Origin of the sequence: Thioclava sp. UBA3469, from assembly GCF_002378135.1 — a bacterium.
Classification (GTDB): domain Bacteria; phylum Pseudomonadota; class Alphaproteobacteria; order Rhodobacterales; family Rhodobacteraceae; genus Thioclava; species Thioclava sediminum.
Window position 1 is genome coordinate 1,235 of sequence record NZ_DFRG01000100.1, and the last position, 15,790, is coordinate 17,024.

Below are 15,790 nucleotides of genomic sequence, written 5' to 3' on the forward strand. Positions count from 1 at the left end.
TTCGCCTTGGCACAAATATCCCCGCCGGAGGCTCCCGGGCCTGCCGACGGACGCTCCGCGGGGGATATTTAGACCAAGCCGAAACCAGCCTTGATAAGGACGAGATGATGATCCCCAGCTCCTTCCCCAGCAAAGAAGAAATCGCCCGCCTGACCGCGCGGATGCTTCTGGAAATCGAAGCGGTGCATTTCAACGCCGACGAGCCCTTCACGCTCGCCTCCGGCCTGCCCTCGCCGACCTATATCGATTGCCGCAAGCTGATTTCCTTCCCGCGCATCCGCTCGACGCTGATGGATTTCCTCGCGGTGACGGTGATGCGCGAGGCCGGTTTCGAGGCCTTCGACAATATCGCGGGCGGCGAGACGGCGGGCATCCCCTTCGCCGCGATGGTGGCCGAGCGTCTGGCCCTGCCGATGACCTATGTGCGCAAGAAGCCCAAAGGTTACGGGCGCAACGCGCGCATCGAAGGCGCGATGACCGAAGGCCAGCGCGTGCTGCTGGTCGAGGATCTGACCACCGATGGCGGCTCCAAGCTGAGCTTCGTCGATGCGATCCGCGACACCGGCGCGACCTGCCGCCATACGGCGGTGATCTTCTACTACGGGATCTTCCCCGAGACCGTGCCGAACCTGCGCGAGCATGGCGTCGAGCTGCATCACCTGTGCACCTGGTGGGACGTGCTGGCCGAGGCGCGCGAACAGGGCAGCTTCTCGAAGGAAACGCTCGACGAGGTCGAGGCCTTCCTGAGCGATCCGCGCCCGTGGCAGGACGCACGCAAGGGCTGAAACAGCCCGGAGATTCCTGTGGATGATCCTGTGGAAGCTCTGGGGAGCGTTTTGGCCCCGAATCTCGCGCTTCGAAAATAATCGCGAGATGTGGTAGGCTCCTCACGGGCAAACACCATAAATTCCGAAAACTCCGCTGAAACAGCGGGGTTTTCCCCAATCTTATCCAGATTCCCTTTTCCCCCGACTGCGGCTAGAAGACCGCGCAGAGGGACGGGGACACCGAGGCAGGTACATGAACGATCAGGCACAACGACCCGATGAGGGACAGCCCGGAAATTTGCCCGCAGAGGGCACCGCACTGCCCCATAATATCGAAGCGGAACAGCAGCTTCTGGGCGCGATCCTCACGAATAACGACATCTTCGACCGGATCGCCTCCGTTATCAAACCGGAGCATTTCTACGAGCCGGTCCACCAGCGCATCTACGAGGTCGCGGCGGCGAAGATCCAGAAGAACGCGCTCGCCTCGCCGGTGACGCTGAAAGCCTATCTCGAAGACGACGCAGGCCTTCAGGAACTGGGCGGCCCGGCCTATCTGGCGCGTCTGGCGGGGGCGGCGATCTCGGCCTATGCGGCGCGCGACTATGCGCTGATGATCTACGAGATGGCGGTGCGCCGCGGGCTGATCGAACTGGGTCAGGACATCTCGTCGCGCGCGGGCAAGCCGCAGATCGACGACGACCCGAAGGAGCAGATCGCCTCCGCCGAGCAGCGGCTCTACACCCTCGCCGAAGAGGGTCAGGCGCAGAAGGGCTGGACCTCGTTCCTGTCGGCGGTGACCGAGGCCGTGCAATCGGCCAACGCCGCCTATCAGCGCGACGGTGGGCTTGCGGGCGTCTCGACCGGGCTGGTCGATCTCGACAAGAAGCTCGGCGGCTTCCACCCGTCGGATTTGCTGATCCTCGCAGGGCGTCCCTCGATGGGGAAAACCTCGCTTGCGACCAACATCGCCTTCAATATCGGCAAGGCCTATAAGAAGGGCATGCGCCATGACGGGGTCGAGGGCGCGATCGAAGGCGGCGTGGTCGGGTTCTTCTCGCTCGAGATGAGCGCCGAACAGCTGGCCGCGCGTATCCTTTCGGAAGCCTCGGAAGTGCCCTCGGAGCGCATCCGGCGCGGCGACATGACGGAGAGCGAATTCCGCCGCTTCGTCGAGGCCGCGAAGGCGCTGGAGAAATGCCCGCTATACATTGACGACACGCCCGCCCTGCCGATCGGTCAGGTCGCCGCGCGGTGTCGCCGTCTGAAGCGGACGCATGGGCTCGACGTGGTGATCGTCGACTACCTGCAGCTGCTACGCGGCTCGGGCCGGGGCGACAACCGTGTGCAGGAGATCGGCGAGATCTCGATGGGTCTGAAGGCCATCGCGAAAGAATTGAACATCCCCGTGGTCGCGCTGTCGCAGCTTTCGCGGACGGTGGAAAGCCGCGAGGACAAGCGCCCGCAGCTCTCCGACCTTCGGGAATCGGGCTCGATCGAACAGGATGCCGACGTGGTTATGTTCGTCTATCGCGACGAATATTATCACGAGCGTCTCAAGCCACCGGAAGACGATCCGAAATTCGCCGAATGGATGCAGAAGGCCGAGCGCGTGCATGGCAAGGCCGAGGTGATCCTCGGCAAGCAGCGTCACGGGCCGATCGGCACGGTGGAATTGGCTTTCGAGAGCCAGTTCACGCGCTTCTCGGATCTGGCCAAGCCCTGGCAGGGCGACGGCAACGAAGGCTTCTGAGCGGGGTCTGGGGGCTCGGCCCCCACCCCTTACGGGTCTCTAGGTACGCCCGCACCGCGAGGGCTCTGGCACGTATAATCGAGCAGAAACGGAAAAAGGGGGGCCAGCGCCCCCCTTTTTTAATGTCTGTCGATTGTGACGCGCGGCGCGCTCAGTAGAGGCCGCCTGCCGAGAGCGAGCCGAAATCGGCCTTCTTCTTCGGAATGACTTTCTGCTGGCCGGTCGAGGTGGTGACCGTGGTGGAGCCCGCATCGTCACGCTCGCCCTGCGCAAACAGCGGCAGGTTCGAGCCCATCGCGAAGCCGCCATCAACGACCAGCGAGCCGAGGCCCGACATGTCCTGACCGGGGCGCAGATACTCGGCCTGCACGAATTCGCCGGTGGCGCTGTCGGACAGACGCTCGCCGGTATAGCGGTTGAACTTCGCCCAGGTGCCGCCCGGCGGAACCTTGAATTTCGAGCCGCCGAATTCCTTGATCGCTTCACGCATGAACTCGTTGAACACGGGCACACAGAGCGTGCCGCCATAGGCGTGACGGCCCAGCGAGCGCGGGTTGTCATAGCCCATGTAGCACGAGGCCACGATGTTCGAGCTGAAGCCGGTGAACCACACGTCCTTCGCGTCGTTCGTCGTGCCGGTCTTGCCCGCGATCGGAACCGGCAGATCGACGCCGTAGCCGGAGCCGCGCTTCACCACGCCCTCCATCAGCGAGATCATCTGATAGGCGGTGATCGGGTCGATGATCTGGTCGCGGTGGCTGACGATCTTCGGCCCCTGCCCCTCGGGCAGGTTCGGATCCTCGCAATTGGCGCAGCTGCGCTGATCGTGGCGGTAGATCGTGCGGCCATAGCGGTCCTGCACCCGGTCGACCAGCGTCGGCTCCACCCGCTCGCCGCCATTGGCGAACATCGCATAGGCCGAGATCAGGCGGAACATCGTGGTTTCCTGCGCGCCGAGCGCATTGGCGAGGAACTGGCGCATATGGTCGTAGACGCCGAATTTCTCGGCATAGGCCGCGACCGTCTCCATGCCGATTTCCTGCGCGATCCGGATCGTCATCAGGTTCCGCGAATGCTCGAGCCCGGTGCGCATCGGCGTCGGGCCGTAATATTTGTTCGACGCGTTCTTCGGGCGCCACATGCCCTGGGGTGTGTTGATCTCGATCGGCGCGTCGACCACGATCGTCTCGGGCGAGAAGCCGGAATCCAGCGCCGCCGCATAGACGAAGGGTTTGAAGTTCGAGCCCGGCTGGCGCATCGCCTGCGTGGCGCGGTTATAGACCGAGGACTGATACGAGAAGCCGCCCTGCATCGCCAGCACGCGGCCGGTATTCACGTCCATCGCCATGAAGGCGCCTTCGACCTTCGGCACCTGGCGCAGCGTCCAGCGGATGAAGGAGCCGTCGCTATCCTTCGTCATCGCACGGACCTCGACCACGTCGCCGGTCTCCAGCAGGTCCTGCGCCTGTTTCGCGCGCGGACCGAGCTTGCCGTCCTCTTTCAGCTTGCGCGCCCAGGTCACGTCCTCGGGCGGAATCCAGTGGCCGTCTTTGTCTTCCTCGATCCCCTCGATGCCGATGCGGGCAGAGCTGCCTTCGAAGCCCAGCACCACCGCCGGGTGCCAGCCGTCAATGTCGCGCGGGGCTTTCGCGGTCGAGACATCGGAGAGCGCGGCGCGCCAGTCGGCTTCCTTGCCCAGCTTATCCTCGGCGATCTTCGCACCGGTACCGCGCCAGACGCCCTGCTCGCGGTCGTATTTCTCCAGCGCATGTTGCAGCGCCTTCGTCGCATGGGATTGCAGATCGGGGTTCACGGTCGCGCGGATCGTCAGACCGCCGCCAAAGAATTCCTCTTCGCCGAAGCTCTTCGACAGCTGACGGCGAATTTCGTCGGTGAAATAGTCGCGCGGCGGAAGCTGCGCACGGAACGGGGCGTAATCGCCGTTCTGCACCGATTTCAGCGGCTTGTTTTGCTCCGCCTCCATCGTCGCCTTGTCGATCCGGCCATCCTCATACATCCGGCGCAGCACGTAGTTGCGGCGCTCCACCGCGGTCTTGTAGTCGCGCACGGGATGCAGATCGGCGGGTTTCTTCGGCAGCGCCGCGAGATAGGCGGCCTCGCCCACCGTCAGATCGGCGAGCGGCTTGTTGAAATAGGTCTGCGCGGCAGCGGCGACCCCGTAGGAGTTTTGGCCGAGATAGATTTCGTTCAGATAGAGCTCGAGAATGCGGTCCTTGCTCAGCACATGCTCGATGCGCGAGGACAGGATCAGTTCCTTGATTTTGCGCTCCACCGAGCGGTCCGCAGACAGAAGCAGGTTCTTCGTCACCTGCTGGGTGATCGTCGAGGCGCCGCGCACGTCGCGCCCGCCCGACTTCACGGCCGTAAACATCGCCGCGGCGATCCCGCGCGGGTCGAAACCGGGGTGGATGTAGAAATTCTTGTCTTCGGCCGAGACGAACGCGCCCTTTACCCGGTCGGGAATGTCGCGGATCGGCACGAAGAGGCGGCGCTGCTCGGCGAATTCGTCGATCAGACGACCGTCGCCGTTATAGATGCGCGAAATGGTCTTCGGGCGGTATTGCGCAAGCTGGTCATAGCTCGGCAGATCGCGCGAATAGATCCAGAAGATCGCCCCGATGGTGAGCGCGGCAAAGAACAGCCCGGTCACAACCCAGGAAAACACGCCGCCGATCGAGCCGAGAATGAAACGGATCACAGATACACCCCTTGCCTCGGGGCAGATCACCCCATCGCGCCAGCCTATACATCGCGCCTTCGTGACGGTCAAAGTAATGTGCGCTCACGCTTCCGAGAAGACTCCGGATGGTCACAATCCCGCTCAATGGGCGGATGACCGCGCGTCAGACCGGGAACAAAACGCGATTATTGGCGCAAAAGCTTCGCTTCCGCCGCATCGCCCTGCGCCCATGTCTCGACGCCTTTCGTGATCGCCTCGGCCATTCGTGCGCGCCAGTCGGGATCCTTGAGCCGCGCGCGATCGGCGGGAGACGACAGGAAGCCCAGCTCCACGAGAACCGAAGGGATATCGGGCGATTTCAGCACCGAGAAATTCGCGCCCTGCACCGGGCGTTTGTGCATATGCAGCCCCGCGCCCTTGATCGCGCCCGCCAGCACCTGCGACAGCCGGACCGAGCGCGGCTGCGTGTCGCGCCGCGCCAGATCGACGAGAATATGGGTGATCGCATCGCCCTGCCCGTTCAGATCGACGCCCGCGAGAATATCGTCGCGGTCGTGGCGCTGCACCAGCTTGCGGGTCGCCTCGGTCTCGGCGTGATCGGCGAGCCGGTAGATGGTGGAGCCCGTCGCCTGCCCCTCGGCGATGGAATCGGCATGAAGCGAGATGAAGAGATCCGCCCCCGCCGCACGCGCCACCGTCACGCGGGTTTCGAGCGGCACGAACACGTCCTGATCGCGGGTCATCACCACCTGCATTCCCGCCCGGCGCATCGCGTCGCGCAGCTGGCGGGCGAAGCTCAGCACGATATCGGCCTCATGCGCGCCGCCATCCTCCGCGCCCGGATCGATGCCGCCATGGCCGGGATCGAGCACGACCTTCAGCGGCCGCGTCCCGTCCTGCCGCCGATGCGGCGCGACTGTCGGTGCGGGTTGCGGCAGATCCCACAGGGCGGAATCGGCGGCCCCCTTGCGCGGGGAGAACTTCGCCGCCGGCACCTGCGCCAGCGTCAGCGCGATCTCGGGGTCGCCCTTGGTGCGTTCCTCCGAGGTGACGAGGCGCATCGGATGGGTCAGCTCGGCCACCATCCGCGACCAGCCGGGCCGGAACTTGCCCCAGCGCAGACCTTTGATCGCATCGCTGCCCTTGAGCAGATTTTCGGGCGGGTTGGCCCCGAAATTCACCTCGCGGAAGTCGATGACGAGCCGGTAGGGATCGGCCAGCAGAAAGGCGCGATACGGCACGGGCTGACTGATCCCGAGCGTGATCGCGACCTTGTCGCCGCTTTGCGCGATCTGGCTGCGGTCGGGCGCATATTGCGCCAAGGCCGACAGGTCCTGCGCCCGCGCAGGCAGAGCCAGCGCGAGAGACATCGCGAGAAGAAGAATGAACCGCCCGATCATACGCGCCCCGTTTTTATGCGCTTTCGTTTTGCGGGCACTATAGCGGCCGGGGTCGCGCGGAGCAAAGGGCGAATGGGGCTGACTTGGCGCGGGCGACCGGCCCGGGCCGCGCCCGTCCGGCCCTTCTCTTGCGCTACAGGCGTTCGCCGGACGTCCTTCCACAGGAAGGCCGCTTGATCCGGCTCACCCCTCAGCGCAAATCTTCAGCGGTTCTCCATGAAGCTCCGCAGCCGCTTGATCCCCTCGGCGACCCGCTCGGGGCTTTGCGCATAGGAAAACCGGATCGTCTGCGCGCCGCGATGGGGGTCGAAATCCATCCCCGGCGTGACCGCCACCCCGACGCTCTCGAGGATTTCCGCGGCGAAAGCGGCGCTATCCTCGGTCAGCTCCGACACGTCGGCATAGAGGTAGAACGCTCCATCGGGCGGCGCGATCCGGGTGAAGCCCATCTTCGGCAGCTCTTCGAGCAGCATCTGCCGGCTTTCGCCATAGCGCGCGACATTCTCGGCCATCTCGTCGAGGCTCTCCAGCGCGCCCAAGGCCGCCACCTGGCTCGCATGAGGGGCGCAGATGAACATATGCTGCGCGAGGCGTTCGACCGTGCGCAGATGGCTTTCCGGCACTACCATCCAGCCCACGCGCCAGCCGGTCATCGAGAAATATTTCGAGAAGGAATTGATCACGAAGACATCGTCGGAAATCTCCAGCGCCGAGACCGCACGGCCCTCATATTGCAGCCCGTGATAGATCTCATCCGAAATGAAGGCGATGTCGCGGGCCTGACAATGCTCGATCAGCGCCTGCAGCTCCGGCTTACCCATCATCGTGCCCGACGGGTTGCCCGGCGAAGCCACGATCAGCCCGGCCAGATCGTCCGGGATTTCCTCGGGCGTCGGCTGGTAGCGGTTCTGCGCTTCGGTCGGAATGCCCACCGGCTCAATCGAGAGCGCCTTGAGGATCTGGCGATAGCTCGGATAGCCCGGCTCGCCCAGACCCACCTTGTCGCCCACATCGAACAGCGCCGTGAAGGCCAGCTGGAACGCCCCGGAAGAGCCCGACGTGATGACCACGCGCGCGGGATCCAGCTCGATGTCGTACCAGCGCTTGTAGAGCTTCGCGATCCCCTCGCGCAGATAGGGCAGCCCCAGCGCCACCGTGTAGCCCATCGGCTGGTTCTCCAGCGCCTCGGCCAGACGGCGCTTGGCGGCCTTCGGCGCAGAGGTGCTCGGCTGGCCCACTTCCATATGCACGATGTCGCGGCCCGCAGCCTCCGCCTCTGCCGCCATGCGCAGCACATCCATCGCGATGAACGGTTCCACCTGCCCGCGTTTCGACTGCCGCATCCTGCCAACTCCTTGCCGCTTGAGATTTCGCCCAAGGGGTTAGGCCGAAGCCGCCCGAGCGTCAATGCGGCGTCACTGCACGCATATGTCGCCGCGCGCCACCAGATGAAGCCGCGCCCTGCGCGCTAACGCCCTCTTGATCCCGCGCGCCCGAGCGGTCAGGTTGCTTGCGAACCAACAGGACCCGATCCAAAGGATACGCCCATGCTCCGCACGCTTCTGGCCGCGACCGCCTTCGCCGCGCTCGCCACGGCCGCCCCGCTCACCCCGGCAGCCGCGCAGGATTTCGACTTCGCCAACATGTCCGACAGCCAGAAATCCGCATTCGGCGACGCCGTGCGCGAGTATCTGATGGCCAATCCGCAGGTTCTGGTCGAGGCGATCAACGAGCTGGAAGCCAAGCAGCAGGCGCAGCAGGCCGATAACGACAAGCAGCTGATCAAGACCAATGCGAAGGATATCTTCGAGGACGGTTACAGCTGGGTCGGCGGCAATCCCGATGGCGACATCACCGTCGTCGAGTTCATGGATTACAAATGCACCTACTGCAAAAAAGCCTATGACGAGGTCTCGGACCTGATCTCGAAAGACGGCAATATCCGCTTCATCGTCAAGGAGTTCCCGATCCTCGGGCAGCAGTCGGAACTGGCGGCGCGCTTCGCGGTCGCGACGAAGCAGATCGACGGCGACGACGCCTATGCGAAGATGCACGACACGCTAATGAAGGCGCGCGGCAATCTCACCGTCGAGAGCCTGAGCCAGATCGCTAAGGACCAGGGCCTCGATCCCGATCCGATCCTCAAGCAGATGAACGACGACAAGGTGACCGAGGTGCTGCGTCAGAACTACCAGCTGGCACAGCGCATGGCGATTTCGGGCACCCCGGCCTTCGTGATCGGCGGGCAGCTGCTGCGCGGCTACGCGCCGGAAGCAGCGATGGCGAAAATGGTCGCAGAAGAGCGCAACGCCGAGTGATCCGCATCTGAAGAACGCCGCACAAGGTCTTCTTTGAATTTAGATTTTTAAGATGGCAAGCGCCGTCCGGGTCCATCGCGATCCGGGCGGCGTTTTCATGTCGTTTACCGTGAGAGTCCGAAGTTTTCACATCTTAGGGGGCCGTTAATGGATCGGGCGTAGCCTGCCCTCGAAAAGGACTGTGATGCGACTCGAATTGCTGCTTATGACCCTCTCGGTGCTCTGCGCGCCGATCGCCGCCCTCGGTATGCTGCCAGAGGACCGACCGGGGCTTTACCTCGTGGTAGTCCCGCCTTGGCGCGCCGCCGATCAGGTGATCGTCGCCGCAGGGGCGCACCCTGTGGGACCGGTGCGCGCGCCCTTGGGGGAATTCGCAGCAGCAGATGCGCCGGGCACGCTCGCCCAGCTGCGGGCGGCGGGTGCATGGGTCGTTCTCGACGCCAAGAAAATGGCCTGGCTCTGCGGGGCGGCCGAGATTTGAGGGACCTCTGATGATTGACGGGAACACCGCTGGGCCGACCACTGTGCAAGCGCCACAAAAAGACGCGCATATGCGCCAGGTGAGGAAATATCTGGCCTTCGGGACCGTTGCATTGGCCGCAATCGTCACGGCAGCCGCCTATCTGGTGGGCACGGCCTTCCTCGTGGCCAGCGTGACCGCCTGGGTCTTCGCCTCTGCTGCTCTGCTCGGGTGGCGGATGCGCGACCGGCGGCGCGGCAACACCATCCTCGCGCAAGGGGTGATCGGTCAAGCCGTGGCCCTCACCGCCGCGCTCTCCGGGCATCCGTGGCAAATCGATGCCCACCTCTCCTTTTTCGCGCTGATGGCGGTGCTGATCGTGATGGTCGACAACCGCGCGATCTTCTTCGCGGCGGCGACCATCGTGGTGCATCACCTTGCGCTCTCGGTCCTGATGCCCAGCCTGATCTATCCCAGCGCGAATATCTGGGAAAACGTCACGCGCTCGCTCTTCCACGGCGCGACCGTCGCCATCGAAACGGCGGTGCTCGTCTATGCCGTGCTCAACCGCCGCCGCATGGAAAGCTCGATGGAAGAGCGTATGGCAGAGGCGATCGACGCCACCGCCCAAGCCGACGAAGCCCGTCGCCAAGCGGAGGGAGAGACCACGCGCGCCCAGCAGATGCAGGACGCCGCCAGCGAGGCCGCCCAAAAGGCAGAGGCGCTGCGCGTCGATGCGGAACGCAACGCGCGTGAAGTCGAAGAAGCGACCCGCCTCGCCCGCCTGGCCGAAGAGGATCTCGCCCAGGAACGCGCCGAAACCACAGCACGCCAGACCCGCGTCGTCGAAGCGCTCGAAATCGCCCTACAACAGCTCTCGCGCAAGGACCTCAAGGCCCGGCTGGGCGAGGTGGATGCGGATTACGCGGGGCTCGCCGTCAATTTCAATACGGCGATTGAACAACTCGAAGGCGCCATCGCCCTCGTTACCGGCCACAGCGTCGACATCCGCCAGCAGATCGGCGAGATCAGCGCCGCCTCCGCCTCCCTCTCGACCCGGGCCGAGAAGCAATCGGGCACCCTTGCCGACGCAGCCGCCTCGCTCAACGAGTTGACCTCCTCGGTGCAATCGGGCGCGAAAATGGCCGCCGAGGCCGCGAGTGCCGCCAGCAATGCGGAAACCGTCGCCAAGGAAAGCGCTGCGGTGGTCAGCGAGTCGATCCGCGCAATGAATGAAATCGAAACCAGTTCGAAGCAGATCGAGCGCATCACCTCGGTGATCGACGATATCGCCTTCCAGACCNNTTAAAGAACGGGGTCACCGAAACAGACTCGCCATAGGCCATTGATTGCTGCACCAGCCACTTTACAGCCTGATCAGACGTTGCCAGCAGGCCCGATATGGACAACAGGGCGTACGGCGAGAGCTTTTTGCCAATAATGAGCATTATTTAACCCTTGAGCGCCAGAATGCGCCTGGCACCGTTAAGCACGACGAGCCCCGCGATGGTGCCGATAATTAGATCCGGATAATTGGAACCGGTCCACGCGACCAGGGCGCCGGCGGTGATGACCCCCAGGTTGATCACCACGTCGTTGGCCGAGAATATCCAGCTTGCCTTCATGTGCGCCCCGCCTTCCCGATGTTTGGATATGAGCAGCAGACAACTGGTATTGGCAATCAATGCGACGAATGCGATAGCCATCATCACCAGCGATTCAGGCTCACTACCGAATACAAAGCGTCTCACCACCTCTACGAGCACGCCCACAGCCAAGATCAGTTGCAGTACACCAGCAAGATGCGCGGCACGTACCTGCATTTTCACGCTATGTCCAACCGCATAAAGGGCAAGCCCGTACACCGCCGCATCGGCAAAATTGTCCAGGGATTCTCCAATCAGGCCGGTGGACCGGGCGATCAGACCGGCAGTCATTTCCACCACGAACAGAAGTGCATTGATGCCGAGCAACCAGCGCAGGGTCCCGGATTCTTGCTTAGCAGAAGCTGCCGAAAACTCGGCGGCCTTGATGGTCTCCGGATTTGCAGCGACGGTTTCCTGAAGCGAGGCGCCTAGCCCCAAGGTCTTCAGTTTCGAGGTGACGGGCTCGACCTCGCCGTCATGCACGACCTTCAGCCGGCGGTTCGACAAGTCGAAGGACAGCGCCCGAATCTCCTCAAAGCCGTTCAGGGCTAGGCGAATCATTCGTTCTTCTGATGGACAGTCCATCTTCGGCACGGCATAAACACTGACCCATCTCCCTGGCGCCTCGGAGGAGGCCTGTATATCGGTATCCGCTGCGGACGTTGCATCACCGCCACAGGCGCCACCACAGGATTTGCTCATGATACGACTCCACTTGAACAATGTTGTGGTACCATTTAAAACTATAAAGCTACTATAAGGTCAATAGAGTAAAGAATCCGTTGGGGAGGAGGCTGATGCGCATTGGTCAGTTGGCGCAGTTGGTAGGGGTCGAAACACAGACGATCCGCTTCTATGAACAGCAGGGCTTGTTGCCGCCGCCTGATCGGCAGGACAACGGTTACCGTGTCTATACCGAGAAGCATGGTGAGGGGCTGGCCTTCATCCGTCGCTGCAGAATCCTGGGCCTGTCACTGGCTGAGATTCACGAACTACAGAGCTATCAGGACGACCCTCATCAGCCTTGTACCGCCGTCAACGCCTTGCTCGATGATCACATCTCTCATGTGCGGTCGCAGATAACCGCTCTGCAAGCGCTTGAGAAACAACTCGTTTCACTGAGAGCGAGTTGCAACGATGACCGGGAAGTTGAGGCGTGTGGGGTTCTTGCTGGAATTAGCGAAGGAAACATGCACCAGCAGTAGGTGAAGCATCAACCAGATAATCCGATGAGATGCCGGTCTGTCTCACTCTCATGCAAAGGTAAGATCAACCATTTAATCCGCTTACCCTGGAAAAGGTGGTGGCCAGTTCGAAGAAGATGAACGGCATTATCGCCACCATCGACGATATCGCCTTCCAGACCAACCTGCTGGCCCTCAATGCCGGTGTGGAAGCTGCCCGCGCAGGTGAGGCCGGTCGCGGCTTCGCCGTCGTCGCCTCTGAAGTGCGCGACCTCGCGCAGCGCTCCTCCGCCTCCGCAAAAGAGATCACCGCACTGATCGAAGCCTCGGGCCAACAGGTCAGCACCGGCGTCGAACTCGTCAGCAAAACCGTCGCCTCGCTCGAAGGCATCGTGAAATCGGTCGAAGAGATTTCACAGCGCGTGGCCCAGATGGCCCGCTCCTCCGAGGAACAGTCCCGCACCCTCGCGGCGATCAACGGCTCGGTCGAACAGCTCGACCACGCCACCCGCCAGAATGTCGCGATGTTTGAAGAAACCACCGCTGCAAGCAAAATGCTCGATGACCTCGCCGAGGCGCTCCGCGAAGCCGTGACGCAATTCTCGACCTCCCCCCCTGTGATGCAGGACCGAGACGCGCTTCCGCGAGCGAGTTGACGATTGGCCCGGCTCAATAAGCCGGAGCGCTCGACCGCGGCGAGGACTATGCCGCTCGCCGAGGCCCGCGACGCGGCAAGCCGATCGCGTTGGGCCGCGAACCGGATAGGACTGCGTGCGAACTGCCTACCGCGAAAAAAAGCCGGCGCGGTGAGGCGCCGGCTTTCGTTATGGTCTCTGTCATCGAGCCTTACGAGGCGGGTACGACGTAGACGATCGCACGGCTATCAGGGTTCACGAAGACCGTGTTGTCGTTGATGTTGCCATAGGCATAGGTGCTGTCCGGCACCGGCGTCAGCGTCACCATGTCCGGAATGACCTTGCCGGTCTCGACGTCACCCTCGAGATAAACCGGCGCGACGGGGTGCTTCTCGACCCAAGTGATCGTGGTGGGCTCGGGCTTGGCCGCAGCGCCGACACCGGCGGAGCCGATCAGCGCGCCGACCACGGCGCCCACGGGACCACCCACGGCCGCGCCGGCTGCACCACCAGCAGCTGCACCGGTCAGGGCCGCAGCGCCTTGGCCATCCTTATTGGCGTTATCACCCGGGACCTGGATCTGGTTCACGGTGACCGATTGCGGACCGGTCGACAAAAGCGCCATCTGGCCATCGACCATCACACCCAGCTGACCTGCGGGCGCATAGCCATTCATACCATCGAAAGTCACCTGGCAGATCGTGCCATCAGGCAGACAGCCTTCCACCGGAACGATGGTGCCGTCGGAGACCGTCGCGATCGTTTTCGACGAGGCCTCGATCCCGGCATGGATATCGAACTCACCTTGGGCGGTGGCCATCAGCGGCGGGCTGGTCTCGGCAAAAGCGGTACCGGCGATCATCGTGGTGCTGGCGGCAGCAGCGAGAATAGTAGCGAACTTGCGGGTCATTGGAATTACCTCCTTCATTACCCTGACCGCCACGAGGGACGGCCTCTCTCCGTTGTGGGGAGGGAAATGAGGAGGGGCGCCAATTCGTTCCCCCGGAACCCTATCACGGCAGCGTGATAGGGGCCGATTTCGGGGGCACTGCGGCACTTTTCCGCTTATTCGGCGGCGGCTTTCTCCGCTTCGATCTCGGCCGATTTTTTCTCAACCAATTCAACAATATGGTCGATCATATCCGCGTTGGACTGCTTGTGATCCTGCTTGCCGGCCATGTAAACCATGCCCGATCCGGCACCGCCGCCGGTAAAGCCGATATCGGTCATCAGCGCCTCGCCGGGACCATTCACGACGCAGCCGATGATCGACAGAGAGATCGGCGTTTTGATGTGTTCGAGCCGCTCTTCCAGCTCCGCTACGGTCGCGATCACGTCGAAGCCCTGACGCGCGCAGGACGGGCAGGAAATGATCTGCACGCCGCGGGTGCGCAGCCCCAGAGATTTCAGAATCTCGAAACCGACCTTCACCTCTTCGACCGGATCGGCCGAGAGCGAAACGCGCAGCGTGTCGCCAATGCCCATCCACAGAAGGTTGCCCAGCCCGATCGCAGATTTCACCGTGCCGGAAGTCAGCCCCCCCGCCTCGGTGATGCCAAGGTGGATCGGCGCGTCGGTCGCCTCGGCGATGCCCTGATAGGCCGCGGCGGCGAGGAACACGTCCGACGCCTTCACCGAAATCTTGTATTCGCGGAAATCGTGATCCTCGAGAATGCGGATATGGTCCATCGCGCTCTCGACCATCGCCTCGGGGCACGGCTCGCCGTATTTCTCCAGCAGGTGCCGCTCGAGCGAGCCCGCGTTCACGCCGATCCGGATCGAACAACCGTGATCCTTGGCGGCGCGCACGACCTCGGCCACGCGCTTCTCATCGCCGATATTGCCGGGGTTGATGCGCAGGCAAGCCGCCCCCGCCTCCGCCGCCTCGATCGCGCGTTTGTAGTGGAAATGGATATCCGCCACGATCGGCACCGGGCTTTCGCGGCAAATCTCGCGCAAGGCGCGCGTGCTGGACTCGTCCGGGGTCGAGACGCGCACGATATCCGCGCCGACATCCGCCGCGCGGATCACCTGATCGAGCGTCGCGCGCACATCCGAGCTGTCGGTATTGGTCATCGTCTGCACCGAGATCGGCGCATCGCCCCCGACGGGGACATTGCCGACCATGATCTGGCGAGACTTGCGGCGATAGATATTGCGCCACGGACGGACCGGGTTGAGAGACATGCAAACGCTCCTTCGAGACCTCGGCTCCTGATACGCCAAGGCCCGCTGCGGTGCAACGGGCCGGGGCGGATCGTGATCTGCGGTTTATTGCTGGTCGGTCGCGGCCGGCGCGGCGGCATCGCCCGCATCCGCCACGGCGATCATCTTCGCGAGGTCCTTGTCCTGCGCGAGATTGGCGACCGGATAGTCCTCGTCGAGCGCAGCCGAAGACAGCTTGATGTTCTTGGTGACCTGACCGCGCTTGCCGACCGGGCCATGCGTCACGCCGTTAACCGCGAAATAAATCGCGCCGGATTCGCCGGTGCGCATCGTCGGCGCTTCCTCGAGCTTGGGCAGCACGTAACGCTCGCCCGCATCCATGACCTTCTCGAACAGGGTCGCGCCATCGGCAGACTTGATCCGCACCCAGGACGGCCGCACGGCCAGCACGACGACGTCGGGCTGATCCGCTCCCAGCGCCTTGGCGACGGCGGATTGGATATTGTTCTCGGGGCCCGCCGCCGAGGCGAGCTGCGTGCCCTGCGGCGTGTTCGGGGACGTGTTGGACTGCGCCAGACCGATGAGATTGGGCGTCAGACCCGGAGCGGCTGCGCCCACGCCCTGCCCGGCCAGCGCGCCGGTCGCATTGGGGTCGATCGAAGCGATCGGCCCGTCGCGCGACACCAGAACCGGCGCGTCGAGGGCCGCCGGACGGTAGATGCGCGCGGAGCGCTCGGGTTGGTTGACCTCGGGCAGCGTG

The 15,790-nt window shown here is 63.5% G+C and carries 14 protein-coding genes and 1 pseudogene; 7 read left to right on the top strand and 8 right to left on the bottom strand.

All coding sequences use genetic code 11. The features are described from left to right. The first annotated feature begins 107 nt into the window (after positions 1-107). Positions 108-785 (top strand): orotate phosphoribosyltransferase, encoded by a 678-nt coding sequence (locus tag B3D39_RS08425; RefSeq protein WP_274963267.1) that lies wholly within the window; start codon positions 108-110, stop codon positions 783-785. A 235-nt stretch (positions 786-1,020) separates the two neighbouring features. Continuing rightward, on the top strand, positions 1,021-2,520 hold the full coding sequence (locus B3D39_RS08430; protein WP_078540536.1) for a replicative DNA helicase: 1,500 nt from the start codon (positions 1,021-1,023) through the stop codon (positions 2,518-2,520). 151 nt (positions 2,521-2,671) lie between these two features. Here the strand turns inward: B3D39_RS08430 and B3D39_RS08435 are convergent, their stop codons facing one another. The 3 genes from B3D39_RS08435 to B3D39_RS08445 all read right to left on the bottom strand — a co-directional run bounded on the left by B3D39_RS08435 (position 2,672) and on the right by B3D39_RS08445 (position 7,964). Next, entirely contained in the window at positions 2,672-5,239 is a 2,568-nt protein-coding gene (locus tag B3D39_RS08435) for a penicillin-binding protein 1A (protein ID WP_274963268.1), read from the bottom strand. Positions 5,240-5,406: 167 nt separating this feature from the next. Further along, positions 5,407-6,621: an N-acetylmuramoyl-L-alanine amidase gene (locus B3D39_RS08440; RefSeq protein WP_274963269.1), complete on the bottom strand. Its 1,215-nt coding sequence runs from the start codon at positions 6,619-6,621 to the stop codon at positions 5,407-5,409. A 203-nt stretch (positions 6,622-6,824) separates the two neighbouring features. Then, complete coding sequence (locus tag B3D39_RS08445; protein ID WP_274963270.1) at positions 6,825-7,964, bottom strand: pyridoxal phosphate-dependent aminotransferase; 1,140 nt, start codon at positions 7,962-7,964, stop codon at positions 6,825-6,827. A 204-nt stretch (positions 7,965-8,168) separates the two neighbouring features. Here B3D39_RS08445 and B3D39_RS08450 point away from each other — a divergent pair, with 204 nt between their 5' ends. The 3 genes from B3D39_RS08450 to B3D39_RS20655 all read left to right on the top strand — a co-directional run bounded on the left by B3D39_RS08450 (position 8,169) and on the right by B3D39_RS20655 (position 10,708). Further along, on the top strand, positions 8,169-8,939 hold the full coding sequence (locus B3D39_RS08450) for a DsbA family protein (protein WP_274963271.1): 771 nt from the start codon (positions 8,169-8,171) through the stop codon (positions 8,937-8,939). A gap of 184 nt (positions 8,940-9,123) precedes the next feature. Continuing rightward, positions 9,124-9,420, top strand: a complete 297-nt coding sequence (locus B3D39_RS08455) for a hypothetical protein (RefSeq protein WP_274963272.1) — start codon at positions 9,124-9,126, stop codon at positions 9,418-9,420. A 70-nt stretch (positions 9,421-9,490) separates the two neighbouring features. After that, complete coding sequence (locus B3D39_RS20655) at positions 9,491-10,708, top strand: methyl-accepting chemotaxis protein (protein WP_414717984.1); 1,218 nt, start codon at positions 9,491-9,493, stop codon at positions 10,706-10,708. On the opposite strand, the pseudogene B3D39_RS08460 reads toward B3D39_RS20655, so the two are convergent. Further along, positions 10,707-10,847, bottom strand: a pseudogene (locus B3D39_RS08460) (signal peptidase II); the annotation flags it as partial. The gene B3D39_RS20655 and the pseudogene B3D39_RS08460 sit on opposite strands and share 2 nt — an antisense overlap. A gap of 3 nt (positions 10,848-10,850) precedes the next feature. After that, complete coding sequence (locus tag B3D39_RS08465) at positions 10,851-11,747, bottom strand: cation transporter (protein WP_286789600.1); 897 nt, start codon at positions 11,745-11,747, stop codon at positions 10,851-10,853. A 95-nt stretch (positions 11,748-11,842) separates the two neighbouring features. Between B3D39_RS08465 and cadR the strand changes: the two genes are divergently transcribed. Both cadR and B3D39_RS08475 read left to right on the top strand, forming a co-directional pair. After that, positions 11,843-12,250, top strand: a complete 408-nt coding sequence (gene cadR / locus B3D39_RS08470; RefSeq protein ID WP_004364961.1) for a Cd(II)/Pb(II)-responsive transcriptional regulator — start codon at positions 11,843-11,845, stop codon at positions 12,248-12,250. A gap of 98 nt (positions 12,251-12,348) precedes the next feature. Then, complete coding sequence (locus B3D39_RS08475) at positions 12,349-12,885, top strand: methyl-accepting chemotaxis protein (RefSeq protein WP_286789601.1); 537 nt, start codon at positions 12,349-12,351, stop codon at positions 12,883-12,885. Between the two features lie 190 nt (positions 12,886-13,075). On the opposite strand, the gene B3D39_RS08480 is transcribed toward B3D39_RS08475, so the two are convergent. The 3 genes from B3D39_RS08480 to B3D39_RS08490 all read right to left on the bottom strand — a co-directional run. After that, on the bottom strand, positions 13,076-13,774 hold the full coding sequence (locus B3D39_RS08480; RefSeq protein WP_274963274.1) for a DUF1236 domain-containing protein: 699 nt from the start codon (positions 13,772-13,774) through the stop codon (positions 13,076-13,078). A gap of 155 nt (positions 13,775-13,929) precedes the next feature. Continuing rightward, positions 13,930-15,051, bottom strand: a complete 1,122-nt coding sequence (gene ispG, locus B3D39_RS08485; RefSeq protein WP_134332810.1) for a flavodoxin-dependent (E)-4-hydroxy-3-methylbut-2-enyl-diphosphate synthase — start codon at positions 15,049-15,051, stop codon at positions 13,930-13,932. A gap of 84 nt (positions 15,052-15,135) precedes the next feature. Continuing rightward, positions 15,136-15,790 (bottom strand): DUF4115 domain-containing protein (locus B3D39_RS08490; protein ID WP_286789602.1); only part of this gene is annotated, 655 nt, incomplete at its 5' end.

Excerpts from the sequence above, each read along its gene's own strand:
- B3D39_RS08425 (WP_274963267.1), top strand. The coding sequence starts at position 108 with ATGATCCCCAGCTCCTTCCCCAGCAAAGAAGAAATCGCCCGCCTGACC.
- B3D39_RS08430 (WP_078540536.1), top strand. The coding sequence starts at position 1,021 with ATGAACGATCAGGCACAACGACCCGATGAGGGACAGCCCGGAAATTTG.
- B3D39_RS08440 (WP_274963269.1), bottom strand. The coding sequence starts at position 6,621 with ATGATCGGGCGGTTCATTCTTCTTCTCGCGATGTCTCTCGCGCTGGCT.
- B3D39_RS08445 (WP_274963270.1), bottom strand. The coding sequence starts at position 7,964 with ATGCGGCAGTCGAAACGCGGGCAGGTGGAACCGTTCATCGCGATGGAT.
- B3D39_RS08450 (WP_274963271.1), top strand. The coding sequence starts at position 8,169 with ATGCTCCGCACGCTTCTGGCCGCGACCGCCTTCGCCGCGCTCGCCACG.
- B3D39_RS08455 (WP_274963272.1), top strand. The coding sequence starts at position 9,124 with ATGCGACTCGAATTGCTGCTTATGACCCTCTCGGTGCTCTGCGCGCCG.
- B3D39_RS08465 (WP_286789600.1), bottom strand. The coding sequence starts at position 11,747 with ATGAGCAAATCCTGTGGTGGCGCCTGTGGCGGTGATGCAACGTCCGCA.
- cadR (WP_004364961.1), top strand. The coding sequence starts at position 11,843 with ATGCGCATTGGTCAGTTGGCGCAGTTGGTAGGGGTCGAAACACAGACG.
- B3D39_RS08480 (WP_274963274.1), bottom strand. The coding sequence starts at position 13,774 with ATGACCCGCAAGTTCGCTACTATTCTCGCTGCTGCCGCCAGCACCACG.
- ispG (WP_134332810.1), bottom strand. The coding sequence starts at position 15,051 with ATGTCTCTCAACCCGGTCCGTCCGTGGCGCAATATCTATCGCCGCAAG.